Source organism: Pseudomonas sp. Yb2C2 (assembly GCF_052112325.1).
Taxonomy (GTDB): domain Bacteria; phylum Pseudomonadota; class Gammaproteobacteria; order Pseudomonadales; family Pseudomonadaceae; genus Aquipseudomonas; species Aquipseudomonas marginalis.
In genome coordinates this window covers 1-18,609 of sequence record NZ_JAVAJK010000022.1, presented here as the reverse complement: position 1 = coordinate 18,609, position 18,609 = coordinate 1, and the positions used below count along the sequence as shown (strand labels likewise).

Annotated in this window: 17 protein-coding genes and 1 pseudogene; 13 read left to right on the top strand and 5 right to left on the bottom strand. The window is 56.7% G+C overall.

Annotated elements, in window-relative coordinates; all coding sequences use genetic code 11:
- Position 1: 1 nt before the first annotated feature.
- A complete protein-coding gene (locus Q8X51_RS25400) occupies positions 2 to 1,237 on the bottom strand; it encodes a CaiB/BaiF CoA transferase family protein (RefSeq protein WP_407694311.1) in 1,236 nt (411 codons plus the stop codon).
- A 17-nt stretch (positions 1,238 to 1,254) separates the two neighbouring features.
- Positions 1,255 to 2,052: a crotonase/enoyl-CoA hydratase family protein gene (locus tag Q8X51_RS25395; protein ID WP_407694312.1), complete on the bottom strand. Its 798-nt coding sequence runs from the start codon at positions 2,050 to 2,052 to the stop codon at positions 1,255 to 1,257.
- A 179-nt stretch (positions 2,053 to 2,231) separates the two neighbouring features.
- Between Q8X51_RS25395 and Q8X51_RS25390 the strand changes: the two genes are divergently transcribed.
- Genes Q8X51_RS25390 through Q8X51_RS25365 form a run of 6 tightly spaced genes read left to right on the top strand, consistent with a single transcriptional unit; the run spans position 2,232 to position 8,640 of the window.
- A complete protein-coding gene (locus Q8X51_RS25390; RefSeq protein ID WP_407694313.1) occupies positions 2,232 to 3,920 on the top strand; it encodes an MFS transporter in 1,689 nt (562 codons plus the stop codon).
- Positions 3,921 to 3,930: 10 nt separating this feature from the next.
- Complete coding sequence (locus Q8X51_RS25385; RefSeq protein ID WP_407694329.1) at positions 3,931 to 5,580, top strand: electron transfer flavoprotein-ubiquinone oxidoreductase; 1,650 nt, start codon at positions 3,931 to 3,933, stop codon at positions 5,578 to 5,580.
- Between the two features lie 46 nt (positions 5,581 to 5,626).
- Positions 5,627 to 6,418 carry an enoyl-CoA hydratase gene (locus tag Q8X51_RS25380; RefSeq protein WP_407694314.1) on the top strand — a complete coding sequence of 264 codons (792 nt, stop codon included), beginning with the start codon at positions 5,627 to 5,629 and terminating at the stop codon, positions 6,416 to 6,418.
- A gap of 10 nt (positions 6,419 to 6,428) precedes the next feature.
- On the top strand, positions 6,429 to 6,872 hold the full coding sequence (locus Q8X51_RS25375) for a PaaI family thioesterase (protein ID WP_407694315.1): 444 nt from the start codon (positions 6,429 to 6,431) through the stop codon (positions 6,870 to 6,872).
- A gap of 26 nt (positions 6,873 to 6,898) precedes the next feature.
- Positions 6,899 to 7,909 carry an NAD(P)H-dependent flavin oxidoreductase gene (locus tag Q8X51_RS25370; RefSeq protein ID WP_407694316.1) on the top strand — a complete coding sequence of 337 codons (1,011 nt, stop codon included), beginning with the start codon at positions 6,899 to 6,901 and terminating at the stop codon, positions 7,907 to 7,909.
- On the top strand, positions 7,906 to 8,640 hold the full coding sequence (locus tag Q8X51_RS25365) for an enoyl-CoA hydratase-related protein (RefSeq protein WP_407694317.1): 735 nt from the start codon (positions 7,906 to 7,908) through the stop codon (positions 8,638 to 8,640). Before Q8X51_RS25370 ends, Q8X51_RS25365 begins: the two co-directional genes overlap by 4 nt.
- Before the next feature lie 58 nt (positions 8,641 to 8,698).
- On the opposite strand, the gene Q8X51_RS25360 is transcribed toward Q8X51_RS25365, so the two are convergent.
- Together Q8X51_RS25360 and Q8X51_RS25355 are read right to left on the bottom strand one after the other, a co-directional pair.
- On the bottom strand, positions 8,699 to 9,637 hold the full coding sequence (locus Q8X51_RS25360) for a LysR substrate-binding domain-containing protein (protein WP_407694318.1): 939 nt from the start codon (positions 9,635 to 9,637) through the stop codon (positions 8,699 to 8,701).
- 33 nt (positions 9,638 to 9,670) lie between these two features.
- Positions 9,671 to 10,567 (bottom strand): hypothetical protein, encoded by an 897-nt coding sequence (locus Q8X51_RS25355; RefSeq protein ID WP_407694319.1) that lies wholly within the window; start codon positions 10,565 to 10,567, stop codon positions 9,671 to 9,673.
- A gap of 23 nt (positions 10,568 to 10,590) precedes the next feature.
- Here Q8X51_RS25355 and Q8X51_RS25350 point away from each other — a divergent pair, with 23 nt between their 5' ends.
- The 7 genes and pseudogenes from Q8X51_RS25350 to Q8X51_RS25320 all read left to right on the top strand — a co-directional run.
- Positions 10,591 to 11,787 (top strand): amidohydrolase family protein, encoded by a 1,197-nt coding sequence (locus tag Q8X51_RS25350; RefSeq protein WP_053136371.1) that lies wholly within the window; start codon positions 10,591 to 10,593, stop codon positions 11,785 to 11,787.
- Between the two features lie 125 nt (positions 11,788 to 11,912).
- A complete protein-coding gene (locus tag Q8X51_RS25345) occupies positions 11,913 to 13,163 on the top strand; it encodes an acetyl-CoA hydrolase/transferase family protein (RefSeq protein ID WP_407694320.1) in 1,251 nt (416 codons plus the stop codon).
- A 28-nt stretch (positions 13,164 to 13,191) separates the two neighbouring features.
- Positions 13,192 to 14,388 carry an acetyl-CoA C-acetyltransferase gene (locus Q8X51_RS25340; RefSeq protein ID WP_407694321.1) on the top strand — a complete coding sequence of 399 codons (1,197 nt, stop codon included), beginning with the start codon at positions 13,192 to 13,194 and terminating at the stop codon, positions 14,386 to 14,388.
- Between the two features lie 73 nt (positions 14,389 to 14,461).
- Positions 14,462 to 15,643: an acetyl-CoA C-acyltransferase family protein gene (locus Q8X51_RS25335; protein WP_407694322.1), complete on the top strand. Its 1,182-nt coding sequence runs from the start codon at positions 14,462 to 14,464 to the stop codon at positions 15,641 to 15,643.
- Between the two features lie 10 nt (positions 15,644 to 15,653).
- On the top strand, positions 15,654 to 16,505 hold the full coding sequence (locus Q8X51_RS25330) for a 3-hydroxybutyryl-CoA dehydrogenase (protein ID WP_407694323.1): 852 nt from the start codon (positions 15,654 to 15,656) through the stop codon (positions 16,503 to 16,505).
- Positions 16,506 to 17,002: 497 nt separating this feature from the next.
- Positions 17,003 to 17,455: a protein kinase gene (locus Q8X51_RS25325; RefSeq protein WP_407694982.1), complete on the top strand. Its 453-nt coding sequence runs from the start codon at positions 17,003 to 17,005 to the stop codon at positions 17,453 to 17,455.
- Between the two features lie 67 nt (positions 17,456 to 17,522).
- Positions 17,523 to 17,845 (top strand): annotated as a pseudogene (locus Q8X51_RS25320) (SDR family NAD(P)-dependent oxidoreductase); the annotation flags it as partial.
- 201 nt (positions 17,846 to 18,046) lie between these two features.
- Here the strand turns inward: Q8X51_RS25320 and Q8X51_RS25315 are convergent.
- Positions 18,047 to 18,367: a 2Fe-2S iron-sulfur cluster-binding protein gene (locus tag Q8X51_RS25315; protein ID WP_407694905.1), complete on the bottom strand. Its 321-nt coding sequence runs from the start codon at positions 18,365 to 18,367 to the stop codon at positions 18,047 to 18,049.
- Positions 18,368 to 18,609: the final 242 nt, after the last annotated feature.

Sequence of the window (18,609 nt, the reverse complement as noted above, 5' to 3'; positions counted from 1 at the left end):
CTCAGACAATGCGCTTTTTGCGCAAGTCCTGGACCGCAAAGTCATCCAACCCCAATAATCCCTTGAGAATTTCGTCCGTGTGTTCTCCCTGGATCGGTGGCGCCGTGTACTCGGTGATCGGCGTCCCGGAGAACTTCACCGGGTTGGCCACCAGCTTCACCGTGCCACTGGCTGACAAGGCATGTTTGGCCTCGACACACATAGTGCGCGACTGAACATGAGGGTCGGCGAACACCTTGTCCAGGGTATTGATGGGCCCCGCAGGCACCCCAGCCTTATCCAGCGCGCTCAGCAAATCGTTTAATTGCCACGTGGCCACCAGAGGTTCAAACACGTCTCCCAACGCGCGACGATTGACGACGCGCAAGGCGATTTCCGAGAAACGTTCGTCGGTGGTCAACTCCGGATGACCGAGCACGTCGCACAGGCGTGCGTATTGCTCGTTATTACCGGCGACCACCATGATGTCGCCGTCTGCACAATGGAACATGCGCGACGGCATGCCGCCATTGCCCTCGGTCCCCCGCCGCACCGGTACGTCGCCGGAGACCAGGTACTGACTGGCGTAATGCGAGGTCGCGGCGATCAACGAGTCCAGCAAGGCGACGTCGATATGCTGCCCCGGCTCGCCGTTCAGGTCCCGAGCATAGAGGGCAGCCTGAATCGCATAAGCCGCGTATTGACCCGCCAGTATGTCGGCCAGGCTGGGCCCGGTTTTCATCGGGCCACCGCCCGGAACATCGTCCGGTAGACCGGTGATGCTCATCAATCCCCCCATGGCCTGGAAGATCGAGTCGTAACCCGGACGAGGCGCGTAGGGTCCGGTCTGGCCAAAGCCGGTCAATGAACAATAAATAAGGTTCGGGTTGACCTGTTTCAGGCTTTCATAATCAAGCCCGTAGCGCTTCAGATCACCGACCTTATAGTTTTCCAACAACACGTCGCACTTGGCGACCAGTGCGCGGATCAACGCCTGCCCCTCCGGCTTCGCGATGTCACAGCTGAGGGATTTCTTGTTGCGGTTGGTGCTGATGTAAAACGACGACTCACGCGTGTTGTTACCCTCGGCATCCTTGAGGAAGGGTGGGCCAAACTGGCGTGAATCATCGCCCTTGCCTGGGCGTTCGATCTTGATCACTTCGGCACCGAGGTCGGCAAGCATCTGTGCTGCCCAGGGGCCGGCGAGAATTCGGCTCATATCCAGCACGCGGATACGAGAAAGCGGGCCTTTAGCCATTTTGTTATGTCCTTTCCTTAACGTCCGATAAAACGCGCAGTCCGTTTTTCGACAAACGACTGTACGCCCTCTTTGGCGTCTTCAGTGTTGTAGAGAAACTTCTGCGTCGATTGAATCTTCGAGTACGCCGTCAGCCACCCTTGCCCGAGGGAAACACGCGCATTCTCACGTGTTGCCTGAACCGCCAGCGGCGCTTGAGCGGCGATTTTTTCCGCGTACTCGAGAGCCTTGGCAAACTCTTCGCCGGGCTCAACCACATCCTGCACGAAGTTCATGCGATAGGCATCCTGGGCACTGAACTCGTCGCCGGTCAGGAGCACCTTCATCGCATTGCCCCAGCCTGTGCGCTCGACCATCCTGATCGTCGCGCCGCAGCCGGCCATGATCCCGCGCTTGACCTCCAACTGAGAGAACCTGCAGTTGCTCGCAGCGACCGCAATATCGCTGGCCAGCATCAACTCGACCGCGACCGTAAAACAAATACCTTTGAGAGCGATCACCACCGGCTTTTTGCGTAACGGTTCACGCAGGTTGAAAGGGTCTGCCTCACTGGCCGGGAACAACGCTTTGCCTTCCTTTCGCAGCGGCGCGATCTTTGGCATGTCCAAACCGGCGGTGAAGTGATCACCTTCGGCGTACAACAATCCGCAAAACAATTCCGGTGACTCTTCCAGTCGGGTAAACGCCCTTGCCAGTTCTTCGAACATTTTGGGTGTGAAGCCGTTGCGCTTTTCTGGCCGATCGATGCCGATCAGCAGAATATTACCCTGTTGCCGGGCGGTGACTTGCCCGTCTGGATCGCGTGTGTCGGTCATGCACCTGCCCCCTAGTTGACTGCCTTGCAGCGTGACATCGGTACCCTGCTCAACCCGCCATAAACCCATGCAAGCGCATTGACAGCTATCAATGCTGTGTTCAGAATGATAAACACTGTTCACAATATTGACAATAGCATCAGTCCTGTTCAACGACCGTTCTGACACCGGGTGGACACATGCCGCAGCGTGAACCTGAAACCTCTGCCGTCTCCTTGTCGCCACTGCACTATCCGCTGTTTCGCGCAGTTTGGATTGCCACACTCTCTGCCAATATCGGTGTATGGATGCAGAACGTCGCGGCGGCCTGGTTGATGACGTCCATCAGTGACTCACCGCTGATGGTCGCGCTGATTCAGACCGCAATTACGTTGCCTGCCTTTATGTTCGGGTTGCCTGCAGGGGTCATGGCCGACCTGGTCGAAAAACGCAAGTTGTTGCTGTTGACCCATACGTGGATGTTGATCGCCACGGGCCTGTTATGCCTTCTATTGCAGCTCGATGCCATTACCCCATGGAGCCTCTTGCTCCTGACCTTTTTGCTGGGCAGTGGCAGTGCCGCAAGCATCCCCGCCTGGCAGGCCTCCACCTCGGACGCTGTACCTCGCGTAGCCTTGCAGGCGGCCATCAACCTCAACGGCATTGCCTATAACGCCGCTCGCGCTGTCGGACCGGCCCTCGCTGGGCTGGTCATCGCAGCAGCGGGTGCCAAAATGGTCTTCACCATCAACATCGTTTTGTTCCTGATTGTGCTGTCGCTCTTCATCTTCGCGTACCACCCCAACGTTGCCCCACCGCTGACAACAGAGCGACTGTTTCCTGCGATGCGCGGAGGACTGCGCTACGTCCGACACGCCAAACCCTTGCATGGCCACATCATTCGCACCTTCGCCTTTATCGGCTGCGCTAGTGGTTTATGGGCGCTACTGCCACTGGTGGCAAAAAATATCGAGACGGGAGGTTCCAGCGTCTATGGGCTGTTGCTAGGCAGCCTGGGCGCGGGTGCGGTGGCGGGCGGTTTATTGCTACAACGCTTTCGCAATCGCGTCAGCAACCTGCAGCAGTTGGTGATGGTGTCGAACCTTACATTTGCCGGCGCCATATTAATGGCCGCTTGGGCGACTTCGCTCTGGGTGATCTGCCCTGCGCTGATCATGGGTGGCGCGAGTTGGATCAGTTTCAACTCAACCATCAGCGCAGCCTATCAAACCAGCCTTCCTGCCTGGGTCAGGGCGCGGGCATTGGCCATTTTCATGCTGACCTTTCAGGGTTCCATGGCGCTGGGAGGGGTGTTTTGGGGCAGCATTGCCAGTCATCTGAGCGTCGCCCAGACCTTGACGCTGGCAGCTGGTCTGATTGGCCTGAGCCTGCTGCTGACCCGTAGGTTGCCCGTTCGCATGGGCCGCGATGACGACGTCACGTTGTCGCAACACTGGGCAGAACCAACGATCGTGGGCCACCTAGGACCCGATGATGGCCCGGTAGCGGTGCAGGTCGACTATCACATCCCGGACGAAAACAGTCTCGTGTTCACCCAAAGCATTTATCAGTTAGGCAAGGTTCGCCGTCGTGACGGGGCCAGCCATTGGCTGCTGTACCGTGATATCGCCGACCCGGAGCATTTCAGCGAGCGCTTCATCATTGCCTCCTGGGGTGAACATCAACGCCAGCGGGGACGCTCGACGCTGGCCGACCGAGAGCAGGAACAAGCACTGCGTCAGTTCTTCAAGCCCGGTTCAAGCGCGGTGATGTCGCTGTATATCGTCGCGCCCTATCCCGACGCCGCGGCAGATACCGCCATCCGAAAAACAACCGAGGCCATCGTAGCCGCCGGTACACCGCCCCCTGGAGGAAAGAGTTGTGTCTGATCGTGAATACATGGAATTCGACGTGGTCATCGTCGGCGCTGGCCCGGCGGGCCTGTCTGCTGCCTGCCGACTGAAGCAGAAGGCCGCCGAAGCAGGTAAGGAAATCAGCGTCTGCGTGGTTGAAAAAGGCTCCGAAGTCGGCGCACACATCCTCTCCGGTGCCGTGTTTGAACCACGCGCCCTGAACGAACTGTTCCCGGACTGGAAAGCACTCGGTGCCCCGCTCAACACCCCCGTGGTGCGCGATGACATCTATGTACTGCGCAGCCCGGACGCTTCCACCAAGGTGCCTGACTTCTTTGTGCCCAAGACCATGCACAACGAAGGCAACTACATCATCTCCCTGGGCAACCTGTGCCGCTGGCTGGCCCAGCAGGCCGAGAACCTGGGCGTGGAAGTCTACCCAGGCTTCGCTGCCCAGGAAGCACTGTTCGATGAAAACGGTGTGGTCCGCGGGATCATCACCGGCGACCTCGGCGTCGACCGCGAAGGCCAGCCAAAAGAAGGCGTCTACACCCCCGGCATGGAACTGCGTGGCAAGTACACGCTGTTCGCCGAAGGTTGCCGTGGCCACATTGGCAAGCAACTGATCCAGCGCTTCAACCTGGACAGCGACGCCGACGCCCAGCACTACGGCATCGGCTTGAAAGAAATCTGGGAAATCGACCAAGCCAAGCATCAGCCAGGCCTGGTGGTGCACACCGCCGGTTGGCCGCTGGACATCATGCGCAACGAGAACACCGGTGGCTCGTTCCTTTATCACCTGGAAAACAACCAGGTGGTCGTCGGCCTGATCGTCGACCTATCCTACAGCAACACCTTCCTGTCGCCGTTCGATGAGTTCCAGCGCCTCAAGCACCATCCTGTGCTGGCCCAGTACCTCGAAGGCGGCAAGCGCATCAGCTACGGCGCACGCGCCCTGGCCAAGGGCGGCATTAACTCGCTGCCAAAAATGGTGTTCAAGGGTGGTGCGCTCATCGGCTGCGACCTGGGCACCATGAACGTGGCCAAGATCAAAGGCAGCCACACCGCCATGAAGTCCGGCATGCTCGCTGCCGATGCCGTGGCCGAGCGCCTGTTTGCCGAGTCCGAAGGCGGCGATGAGCTGACCAACTACGTCGACAGCTTCAAAGCCAGCTGGCTGTACGAAGAACTGTTCGCCAGCCGCAACTTCGGCCCGGCGATGCACAAGTTCGGCCCGATCCTCGGCGCCGGCTTCAACTGGCTCGACCAGAACATCCTCGGCGGCAAGATGCCGTTCACCCTGCACGACACCAAGCCGGACTACGCCTGCCTCAAGCTGGCAAAAGGCAGCACAAAGATCAACTACCCCAAACCCGACGGCAAGCTGAGCTTCGACAAGCTGAGTTCGGTGTTCCTCTCCAGTACCAACCATGAAGAAGAACAACCATGCCACTTGAAGCTCAAGGACCCAAGCATCCCGATCGGCACCAACCTGCCGCTCTACGATGAACCGGCGCAGCGTTACTGCCCGGCTGGCGTGTATGAAGTGATCACCAAGGAAGACGGCGAGAAGCGCTTCCAGATTAACGCCCAGAACTGCGTGCACTGCAAGACCTGTGACATCAAAGACCCGTCGCAGAACATCACCTGGTGGGTGCCTGAAGGGGCCGGTGGTCCCAACTATCCCAATATGTAAACCGCCGAAGACCGTCCTTACTACGTCCAGCAACCTGGAGCCAGACATGAGCTATCAACACTTGACCCCGCACACGCTGATCCTTGAGGTGCATCACCGCGTCGGCCTGATCCGCTTGAACCGACCCGAAGCCTACAACGCCCTCAACGATCAGTTGATGGATGAACTGACGCTGGCACTCGATGCTTTCGAAGGTGATGACGCTATCGGCGCCATTGTCATCACCGGCAGTGACAAAGCGTTCGCCGCCGGGGCAGACATCAAGATGATGCGCGAGTGGGACATGATGGACGTGTTCAAGCGCCAGTTCATCACGGCCAATTGGGAGCGCGCGACGCGCTGTCGTAAACCGGTTGTGGCGGCAGTCGCCGGTTTGGCACTGGGTGGCGGCTGTGAGCTGGCGATGATGTGCGACATCATCCTCGCTGCCGACAACGCACGCTTCGCCCTACCGGAAATCACCCTCGCCACGATTCCCGGTGCCGGCGGTACACAGCGGTTGACCCGTGCCATTGGCAAATCCAAGGCCATGGAAATGATCCTCAGCGGGCGTCCCATGCTCGCTGAAGAGGCCGAACACTGTGGATTGGTCAGTCAGGTGCTACCTGTCGCCGAGCTGCTGGATCAAGCCCTGCTGCTGGCGAAGAAAATTGCCAGCTTCTCTCTGCCGGTCTCGATGATTGCCAAGGAGTGCGTCAACCGAGCATTCGAAGGCTCCCTGACAGAAGGCGTGATGTACGAACGCCGCATGTCCTACGTCACTTTCGGTACTGAGGATCAGAAAGAAGGGATAGCAGCCTTCAGCGAAAAACGCGCTGCCGTGTTCAAACATCGCTGAGGGCGGGGTCATGACCATAAAAGAAAATAGCGCAACGCTGATGCCCTATTCCGAATACCGCATGGAAGTACCGTTTCTCGATCACTTGAACGTTATGGTCGAACGCCAGGATAAAGGCGCAACCATGGTGGTTAATCTCGATAGAAAGCACATGAACGGCGGCATGCAGGCTCATGGGGGCTTGATCATGACGTTGCTCGACATGGCGATGGCCAGCGCCGCCCGGCATGGCGATGAACTCGATCGCTCCAGTGTCACCGTGGAGATGAAATGCAACTTCATCCGCCCTGGTGGTGCGGTTGGCGCAACCTTGCGCGCCAGCGGCCGCTTGCGCCACGGGACTCGCTCTCTGGCATTTTGCGAAGGTGATGTATATGACCGTGAGGGCCAACTGATTGCCACCGCCAGCGGCATATTCAAGTACACGAACAAGCCGCTCAACGGCGATATCTGAACCTGGAGATAACCCGGAGACTCTCAATGCGTGAAGCTCTTTTCAAAACGCGGATTACCGAAATGCTCGGCATCCGCCACCCCATTCTGTGCGGAGGCATGGGACCCAAAGTGTCTGACTCGCGCTACGTGGCCGCCGTCGTCAAGGCTGGCGGCATGGGCTTTATCGTCGCCGCCGGTTTTCCGGACCCCGACGAATTTTGTGATCAACTGCGTACCTGCAAAGCATTGACCGGTGGAATGCCTTTTGGCGTAAACCTCTATATTTCCCGCCAGGCCGGCGGTGCCGAGCGCCTGGACCGTCAATTGCAGATTCTTATCGACGAAGAAGTGATGTGCGTGGAGACGGCTGGGGCCAGCCCGGAGCCCATCGTGGCGCGCCTTAAAGAAGCCGGGATCAAGGTTTTGCACAAAGTGCCCGCCGTGAAATACGCTCATACGGCCGCCCGTTTTGGCGTCGATGCCGTGATCATTGTCGGCAATGACTGCGGGGGACACCCCGGTATATTCGGCATCAGCAGCATGGTCCAGGGCGCACATGGCCCCGCCGTCATTGATCTGCCGGTGGTCATCGGCGGCGGTATCGGCAGCGGCAAGCAAGTCGCGGCAACCCTTGCCATGGGGGCCGATGCAGTGATCATGGGCTCGCGCATGTTGGTGGCTGAAGAGTTGAACATTCATGAGCACTACAAACAGCTGGTAGTGAGGGGGGATGGCAGCGAAAGCGTAGTGGTCAAGAAAGCCATCCGCGACCACCACCGGGTATTGCACAACGACAGTGCTCGGGCCGTGATCGAGCTGGATGAAGCCCAGGTAACCGACTTCGAACAATACCGTCCGCATGTGATCGGCGCTCTTGCCACCCAGGCCTACGCTTCGGGGGACAGCAGTAAAGGCATGCTGGACTATGGACCCGCTGTGATTTTTGCCGATGCCATCAAACCGGTCGAACTCATCTTCGATGAAATGCTCGACGACGCAATGCAAGCCATGCAGCGTCTCAACGCATTGGCACTGGTCGGCAGGAACTCAGTATGACGACTGACGTTCTGATCCAATCCCGAAGTAAAGGTGTGCTGGCACTGACCCTTAACCGACCGGCCGCACGCAATGCGCTCAATCTGGAACTGGCCCGGGCGCTGACCCTGGCACTGACGGCTTTCGAGAATGATCCCGAGTTGCGCGTGGCCACCTTGACCGGGAGTGACCCGGCATTTTGCGCAGGGCTCGACCTCAAGGACTTTTCAGCACCCGATGCACCCCGCCATGAAGTCGCGGCACTGCTCGACTTGGTGCCCAACCTGAGCAAGCCGATTATCGCCGCCGTAAACGGAGCGGCCATGACCGGTGGGCTGGAACTGGCCTTGGGCTGCGATTTCATCATTGCCTCCACACTGGCTCGGTTTGCCGACACCCATACCAAAATCGGCGCGTTGTCGGGAAGCGGTGCGACATCACGCCTGCCTTTCGCTGTTGGCGTGCGGTGGGGCAAACAGCTGAGCCTGACCGGCCAGCCGATCGATGCCGACACGGCGCTGCGCATCGGGCTTGTCAACGAATTGCATGCACCAGAGACCTTGCTCGCTTACGTGCAGGACCTTGCAGAATGCATCGCAAGCCACGACGCTCATCTGGTGGGCACGGTCAAACGTGTACTGGATGATGGCGCGCGCAGCTCGCTGGCCAATGCCCAACTGCTTGAAAAGAAGGCACTGGCGACCAGCAAGCTCAAGGGTGGCATGACATGGAAAAGCTCCCGACAGGGATGATGGCCGACCATGGCGCCGAGGTGATCAATCCGCATTGCATCGCGCGGGGGTCATCCACTCACACTGAATGATCGGCTGACCCTTCGTCGGGTACTGCACGCTCACGCTCGGCAATTCGCTCGATCAGGCTGATCATCGCCCGCAGCGCCGGGGTCAATGCACGAGGCACCCAGGCGACCGCTGCTTCACCATGCATCGAATCAGGCAGGTCTCGCACCGTGACGAATCGCACACCTTCTATCGGCAGGTGTCGCGCAGTGTCCTGCACGAAACCGATCCCCAGCTCATTGGCGACCAGATTGAACATGCTGTACGGCTGCGCAACTTGTTGAATGCGCTTGGGCGAAAACCCGGCGTTACGACACGCGGACTCGAGTGCCGTATGAAAGTGAGGCGTCAGATGCTGCGGCGACAGCACAAACGAATGACCGGCGAGTTCTGCCAGCCGCAAGGTTCCATTCTCGTCACCCAGCTTCCATCTGGCGGGTACCGCCGCAATGACTCGGGAATACTCAATGACTCTGACGTCAAGGCCGTCGGTATTGACCACGTTGCGGTTGAGAATGCCGATGTCCAGGCTACCGTTACGCAACCCCTCGATCTGTTGGGTGCTGAGCTGTTCATCAAGGTGGACTTCGATATTGGGCCAGCGCTCGTTGAACACCTTGACCGCCGCCGGCAAGATCCGCATCGCGCTCATGGGTGAGAACGCGATTCGCATTCGGCTCAATTCTCCCCGCGCCTGGCGGCGCACTGCCTGCTCGGTAAAATCAACCTGAGCAATGATAGTCATGGCCTCTCGCTGCAGGACTTTGCCAGCAGGCGTCAGACTGACTTGTCGGCTGGTACGGTCCAGCAAGCGCGCGTCCAGTGACTCCTCCAACCGCTGAATGGATTGGCTAAGAGGGGGTTGCGCCATTCCAAGCCGCGTGGCCGCTCGACCGAAATGCAGCTCTTCGGCCACCACGATGAAGTGTCTGAGCTGCCGCAGTTCCATCATCGATACCTGCTCATAGGGGCTGGGTGGAAATCAGATTGCGCTCCAACGCGGGGCTGAAAAGTGCTCGACCAGACCGGCGTGAACATCAGGGTGCAGACCGGCAACTCCCGGCTGGAGCAAGTTATAGGCGAATTGCGTGTCCCCATACCAGATCGCCCCATCGCTAAGGTCGGCCCGCCAACTGGCTGCAATGCTGCTATTGGGAAAATGATGTTTGAGCAAGCGAATCAGGAACAACTCAGCCGCCTTTACCGTGGCAGGCTGCAGTTCAGCTTCCATTCTGAAATCTACTTCCAACTGGCGGCGCTTGCTGGTCGGAGCACTCGTGTCCTTTATCAGTGCTTTTACGCGGCTACTTTGGGAGCGGGTTTCGCCGCTCTGCCATGCCTGTCGGTGGTTTGAAACGTCACGACTGGCGTACGCCAAAGAACCAGGCTTGGCGAGCAAGGTGTCGAAATACAGTTCGGCCGTTGCCACTTCCTGGGGACGGAGTGTCGGCGAAGGGACGCAGATCACCAGAAAATCGTCGATAAACTCAGGAGTTCCTTCAATGAAAAGCGTGACCATCACCTTCGCGACAGTTGGAAAAGCGGGCAGATGTGCCATGTAAACCTCATGGAATGCAGTGAGCAGATACGGAAGCGGCCAAAAGGCAATAAAATGAACACCGTACACAAATATAAACACACGCACGGTCTTCAGCGCTACAGGGCATCCCTGAGATTGTGTCAGCCACTCCAACAGAAACCAGATATCGTCAGTCTGGTTTATGTGTACATCGGGTGAGGCATGGGCCCTTGAGGCGAAAATTTTCTGTGGAATCAATATCGATATGATATCAATAGTGCGAAATACGATATTGCGTTTGCACATACCGGACCTTTCTATAAGAATGACCCAACGCACACAGGCGTGAACACCGTTCATAAAAAAGCAACCGGAGATTAGTGATGACCACGTACACAGGCGCGATTTTCGACGGCGATACGCATATCTACGAGCAACCCGACTCCTGGAGTCGTTACCTGCCCAAGGAATTGGAAAAGGATTGGAGCTTTCAGTGGCGTGTCGGCGCCGACGGCGAGTACGCGCTTTATGTAGGTCAGAAGAAGGTGGAGGTCAGCGCCGGTTACTTCACCGCCGACGGCAAGGTACCGCCACCTGGCAAGCTGCATGAATGGTTGCGCGCAATGAAAGACGGTCATGGTGAAGTTGAAATGCGCGTCGACATGACGCCAGATATGTACAACGCCGCAGACCGCCTGAAAAAAATGGACGAGTTTGGCGTAGAAGGCTGCTTCATGTACTGCGGCAACATGGTCGCAGCGGTCAGCTACCTCGACGACCCCAAGCCTGCGGCCGGGGTATTGCATGCCTATAACCGCTGGATGCTCGACGAGTGGAAATTCAATCACTCCGATCGGATCTACTCAGCTCCGCTCATTTCCCTGGCCGACATCGATTCGGCCATTAAAGAAGCCGAGTTCGTGGTCAAGAACGGCGCCCGTCTGGTGCTGATGCCAATGGGCCCGAACGAAATCGGTCGCTCTCCTGCCGATCCTTACTACGACCGCTTCTGGTCAATTCTCAATGAAGCGCATGTACGTGTTGTCTATCACGTCTCGGAAGCCATCTACCTCAAACACCACATGGCGGTCTGGGGCGAGTTGATGCAGCAATCGCGGATGCGCCAGTCGGCGTTCGTCTGGATGCACGGCTACAGTGAACGCCCGGTGATCGAGACCATCTCGAACTTCATCTTCTGGAACTTCTTCGAACGTTTCCCGAACATCAAGCTGCTTTCGGCCGAGAACGGTGCCGAGTGGGTCCCAAACATGCTGGTGAAAATGGACAAGGTCCGCGGCATGGCGAAGATGGGTCTATGGCCAGCAGGGCAGTTGAAAGAGCGCCCAAGCGCAATCTTCAAACGCCACGTGGGTGTAGTCGCCTACCCGGAAGACAACATTCGCAGCCTGATCGATCAAACGGGCAGCGCCGATTGGATCATCACCGGCTCCGACTATCCCCACGCCGAGGGTGTACCGACCCCGGCCGACTTCATTGGTGAGGCATTGACCAACTGCAGCGTCGAAGAACAACGCAAAATCATGTATGAAAACGGCAAGAACTTCATCGCCATGAGCTGAAATTCGCTGCCGTGCAAAAAAGCCCTCACTGTGTGAGGGCTTTTTTGTTGGCGTTGAAAAAGCACTTGCGGCTTGTCCTCAGCACTATGCTATTCTGAACGCAGTTCATAATAACGAATGACGTCATGACTCTGCATACCTCCGTCGAACGCATCGACCTATCCCGTTGGATCCTGCCCGGCGATACCGTCCTTTGGGGTCAGGCGAATGCCGAGCCTCTTCCCCTGACGCAAGCATTGATGGCGCAACGGGCTGCAATAGGCCAGTTCCGAGTCATGCTCGGCATCAGCAACAGCGACACCTGTCGGCCGGAACATGCCGATCACGTCAGCTTTCTTTCCTACTGTGGCGGAGGAGCGAATCGCGCACTGGCCAAGGCCGGTGTGCTGGATATCCTGCCCTGTCATTACTCGCAGTTTCCCGAAATGATCCGGGACGGTTCGTTAAAGATTGATGTGCTGTTGCTTCAACTTGCGCCTCCCGATCAGCACGGCCGTTACAGCCTGAGTCTGGCCCATGAATACCTGCTGCCAGCACTTGAGCACGCTCGCGTAATCATCGCTGAGGTTAATCAGCAGGCGCCCTGGACCTTCGGTGAGCGCTATCTGTACGAAGAAGACATTGATTGCATGGTGGAGACTTCGCGGTCGCCGCTTGAAAGCTCTGCGTCGAAGCCCGGTCAGGTCGACCAGGCAATTGCCAATCGGGTCGCTGGCTTGATCGAGGACGGTTCCACTTTGCAGTTCGGTCTAGGAGTCATTCCCGAAGCGATCCTTAGCGCACTCGGAAACCATCGCAATCTGGGGGTGCATTCCGGTGCAATCGGTGATGGCGTCGTCGACCTGATGGAAAAAGGTGTGATCAACAACGCACACAAAACCCTCGATCGTGGCGCCACAATCGCTGGCGTGCTCATGGGCAGTCACCGCCTGAACCGTTTCGCCCATTGCAATGCAGCCATCCAGATGCGCTCGACGGCTTACACGCACGACCTGCAGGTGCTGAGCAGCCTGGAGCGTTTCGTGGCGCTGAATTCGGCCATTGAGGTCGACCTGAGCGGCCAGATCAACGCTGAAACAGCCGGTGGTACCTATATTGGCGCTGTCGGCGGCGCACTGGATTTCCTCCGTGGTGCACGGCGGTCCCGGGGTGGTTTACCCATTATTGCCTTGCCCTCCGTTTCCGGGAGCCACAGCCGCATCGTCTCGCGCATCAACGGTCCTGTCAGCACCCCGCGCAGCGACGCGGGCCTGATCGTCACCGAATACGGCGTAGCTGATCTGCGCGGCCTGAGTATCAGCCAGCGTCGATTAAAGATGCTGGACATTGCCCACCCCGATTTCCGCGAACAACTGGAACAAGCCGCCGGCCTCTGAAGGCCGGCCTTACCTGGAGAAATAAGTGATGAGACGTGCCGCGATCGTTGCGCCCTTACGCACCCCTGTTGGAACCTTTGGCGGCACTCTACGGCCAGTGTCCGTCGAAGTACTGGGCGCTCATGTCGTCAAGGCGATCCTGGAGCGGACAGGTCTGGATCCAGCCCGTATCGAGGACATCGTTTTTGCTCAGTCCTACGCCAACAGTGAAACGCCATGCATTGGACGTTGGATTGGGTTGCAGGCCGGACTGCCCATCGAAGTTCCCGGCATGCAACTTGATCGTCGCTGCGGAGGTGGCCTGCAAGCGGTCATTACTGCCGCCATGATGGTTCAGACGGGGGCCGCCGATGTCGTACTGGCCGGCGGCGTAGAAAGCATGAGCAACATTGAATATTACTCGACCGATATGCGCTGGGGCTCACGCGCTGGCAGTGTAACGATGCATGATCGGCTTGAGCGTGGACGTGAACGCTCGCAACCAGAGGAACGCTTTGGCCAGATTTCGGGAATGATCGAAACGGCCGAGAACCTTGCTCGGGAATACCATATCAGCCGGGAAGAATCAGATGCTTTTGCCTTGCGCAGTCATCAGCGCGCAGCCCAGGCATGGGCCGATGGTCGTTTCAATGACGAGGTCGTGCCTATCAGCGTGCCGCAACGCAAAGGCGAGCCGATTTTGTTCGACCGAGATGAAGGTTTTCGTGCTGACTCGAGCCTGATTTCGCTGGGCAAATTACGCCCGCTGATCAAGGACGGAACAGTTACCGCAGGCAATTCAAGCCAGCAAAACGATGCGGCCGCGGCGTGCTTGATCGTGGCGGAAGACAAGCTTGAAGAGTTAGGTCTCAAGCCGATGGGCTTTCTAGCGGGCTGGGCAGCCAGCGGTTGTCATCCTGCGATGATGGGCATCGGTCCGGTGCCTGCCGTGCAAAAGCTGATGGCCAGGACAGGACTGACCCTGGACCAAATGGATCTGATTGAGCTCAACGAAGCGTTCGCCTGCCAGGCACTCTCGGTGCTCAAGGGGTGGGGTTGGAATGATCCGGATCGACTTAACGTCAACGGCTCGGGCATTTCACTGGGCCATCCCATCGGTGCAACCGGTGTGCGCATGCTCAGCACTCTGCTCCATGAACTGGAGCGTCGCAAAGGTCGGTATGGGCTGGAGACCATGTGCATCGGCGGAGGTCAGGGACTGGCGGCGATTTTTGAACGCACCTGACTTTGCTGAGTGATGCCACTGCATCACCGCGCCATGACCCCATGAGCAGTTGCCATAAGAACAAGGATCAAGCATGAGTTCCACTGAAGTATTTATCGTCAGCGCTACACGGACCGCCATTGGTTCTTTTGGCGGATCACTCAAAGACGTGCCGATGGCGGATTTAGCCACCACCGCCGTTAAGGCAGCCTTGCAACGAAGCGGCGTCGATCCGGCGCAGGTCGAACATGTGGTGATGGGCAATGTTATTCCCACCGAACCACAGGACGCTTACATTTCCAGAGTTGCCGCGATGAAGGCCGGCATCCCGAAAGAAACACCCGCGTTTAACGTTAACCGTCTATGCGGTTCAGGACTGCAAGCCATCATCTCGGCGGCACACACACTCTTACTGGGTGACGCCCAAATCGCCATCGGCGCCGGGGTCGAGTCCATGAGCCGAGGCCCCTACATCTTGCCCGCCGCTCGCTGGGGCGCACGAATGGGCAACATCCAGGCTGTCGACTACATGCTCGGCATCCTGCATGACCCCTTTCATGGCATCCACATGGGCAGCACTGCCGAGAACATCGCGGCGCGCAATAACATCAGTCGCGAAATGCAAGATGCGTTGGCCATGGAAGATCAGACGCGTGCGTTTCGCGCGATCGAGGAAGGTAGGTTCATCGAACAAATCGCTGCCGTTGAAATACGTACTCGAAAAGGCACTCAAGTGTTCGACGTCGACGAATACCCTAGGCTCACCTCTACAGAACAACTGGCGCAGATGAAGCCGGCGTTCAAGAAGGACGGTTCGGTCACTGCTGGTAACGCCTCAGGACTTAACGATGGCGCCGCAGCACTGGTAATGGCCACCGGCGCAGCGGTACGGGCTAATAATCTGCGTCCTCTCGCCCGTCTGGTTACCTACGCCCACGCGGGAGTAGAACCAGAGCTGATGGGATTAGGCCCCATTCCGGCTACACGTCTGGCATTGAAACGTGCCGGCCTGACGATTGCAGATCTAGACGTTATCGAAGCCAACATCGCGTTCGCCGCCCAAGCATGCGCGGTTAATCAGGAACTGCAATTGGACCCGGCGAAGGTCAACCCGAATGGCTCAGGGATTTCCCTTGGCCATCCGGTAGGGGCAACCGGAGCGATCATTGCCACCAAAGCCATTCATGAGCTGCATCGTATTGGCGGTCGTTATGCCTTAGTCACCATGTGTATCGGCGGCGGCCAAGGTATCGCTGCTATTTTTGAGCGTGTATGAGGAAATATTCGTGAGCATTCAACATATCGCAGTGATTGGCGCAGGCACGATGGGTAACGCAATCGCGCAAATCTGTGCGCTGGCAGGCATCAATGTCGCTCTGCTTGATGTCAGCGACGAGGCGCTGGAAAAAGGCGTGGCGACTCTCACTGCAAACCTGGAGCGTCAGGTTCGCAAGGAAAGCATTAGTCCCAAAGACAAACAGGATGCCCTCGCCCGGATATCACCAGGCACAGACTATGCTGTATTAAGCGCTGCCGATCTGGTGATTGAGGCCGCCACCGAGAATCTAGAACTGAAGAAGCGCATTCTCAAACAGATTGATAGCGTCGTGAGTGATCACTGCATTATCGCAACCAACACATCTTCGCTGTCGATTACCGAATTGGCGGCAGTCATTACCCAGCCGAGCCGCTTTATAGGCCTGCACTTTTTTAATCCAGTTCCCCTGATGGCATTGGTTGAAGTCATACGCGGTATACAAACCTCGGATGTAACCCATGCCCTGGCGATCAAACTTGCTGAACAAATTGGCAAGAGTGCGGTGACGGTGCGCAACAGTCCAGGCTTCGTCGTCAACCGAGTCCTGTGCCCAATGATTAATGAAGCGATCTTCGTCTTGCAGGAAGGGTTGGCATGCGCCAAGGACATAGATACGGGTATGCAATTGGGCTGTAACCATCCTATCGGTCCACTGGCTCTTGCTGATTTGATAGGTCTGGATACCATGCTGGCAATCATGGAAAGTTTCCACCAAGGCTTCGACGACCCTAAATATCGCCCGCCGCAGTTACTCAAGGAAATGGTTGCCGCAGGTTATTTAGGTCGTAAAAGTGGTCGTGGTTTCTACATCTATCAATGAATACAAATATCCTTCAATGAAGAGCCAGGATTTTCGGAAAGATGAACTTTAAAATCGGATAAAAAACTCGTTTAACTGGAAATGGAATGACCTCACAGAATTTTTCGACCGGGGGAACAACTAGCGTGATTAGCCAGTTTAAATTTACAGATAATCGGTGAGAGGCCCATCCATTAGGAATGGAGGTCCATCACGTTATGACTGTTTATGTGTTCAATCCGCATAGCAAAACCTTCTATCGCTCTATAGATGCAGCATTACGCTGGTGCAATCTTACTCGTTACGAAGCCCAAATAGTCCAGGCGGATTGGTCTCGTCCCGAGAACCTTGCAGTTCTATTTCCCCAATAGCCCAATCTCCATATCGCTATCGAAAGGATTTTAGACGCCATACGCAATGGTGAGCTGCCGTATGGCTGCCTCGGGGTTTCGGTTCCTTTCGGAAGCTATGTAGAGCCCTTTCAGCTAACCATCCGCCATTCGGACTTACGCCGCTGGATGGAGATTCATTACCCCGACCATAAGCCCAGCTTTTTATTCGAGTCCGGTGAGGATGCAGCTCCTGCAAAGGTCAGTCTCGGAACTTTTCTTTCATTGAAAGCAGATCGAGACGAGCTATCGAGGGCGTTGAAAGCGCAACAGCAACACCTTCAAGAAATCTTGGGAGAGCTCCAGTCGATTGGACTTGAAAGAGATGATCTCAAAGCCTTGGCCAAAACGAATGGTCAACCCAGCGAGGGTAGCGAAGTGACCTATCACAACATCATTGGCGCATTGGTCAGCTTTCTCTTGGACCATTCGCCCGCCGGAAAACCTCTTTCGGTATTCACGAATCAAGCAGCCATCGTTGACGCCATTGTCGCCCGTCACAAAGATGTGCCCGGCCTGAGCAAGCGTACGCTGGATGAAAAATTTGCCGTGGCCAATCGAAGTCTCAAAAAAAATAACTGATCAGGTCAATTGCATTGTAATAGGCTTGATTACAATGTAACGACTCCTCCCGCCTTGTGCGACTCAATCCGCGCGTAAACCGCGAGACATCATTGCTCGCCTGAGTGAACACCCCAACTTGCTGGCCGTTCTGTCGGACGTTAACAGCGAAGAGGAGGCGTACCGAGCTGTTGCGGAAGGTATCAAGCGCTTCTGTCGAATTAATGTTGTGTGGGGGGCTTGTTGGGTGCGGTAGAAGAAACTAGCGCATGGGAAACAGAGTACCTCTTTGCTATTAATGCGCTCAGCCTACTGAACGTCATTCAAGCCGCGCCACCGCACATGTGTCCTCAGCGTAGCAGTCATATCATCAACATCTCATCCATCCGCGGTTATCAGGCGCATATGGGCTGAGGTGTTCGAATTGCTCCGGGACAACGCTTGGTTACGAATTCTCAACCAACGCCTTTCGCAGCAGCGTCAGTTGGGATACAGCGCCAGCGTGCAGTTTCCAACATGCGCACAATGCTTGCATCTCTGCATGCAACTTATAAAGAATGAAAGGCTGATTGAATCTTACCTCCAAAATGCAACTGGCCTTTCATGCAGAATTTACAGCTGCGAAGCAGGCAACTCGACAGTGAGTCCCCCTAATTCTTCGGTCATGATTATCTGACAGCTCAGCCGGCTGTTCGGCTTGGGGTCAATTGCGCACGCCAACATCCCTTCTTCTGTGGCGTCCGGACCTAATAATTGTTCGTCCCAGGGTGTCGCGACGTAGCAATGGCAGGTCGCGCAGTTTGCATATCCCCCGCAATCGCCCAGGATACCCGGTATCAGATTGTCGATTGCAGCCTGCATTAAGGATTGCCCAACTTGAGCATCGACAGTGTGAACTGTGCCGTTATGTTCGATAAAGCTAATCTTGGGCATGGAGATGTACTCTCGTTGTATTTCAAATCAAAGATGTGCGGCTTGCCATTTCGACTTATCTGGCAATACTTGCCTTCGACCAGTTGCGCCTAGTTGACCACCTACAGCCCTTCAGCGCTGAGACTGTCGCGCAAGAGACTCAGGCGTAAAGAACGTCAGCGGTTTCAGTTCGTCGAACACCTTCACCCCCTTGGCCCCGGCAGAAATGGAGGAGTGATAGTAGACTCCGGTGGCAAAGTCGT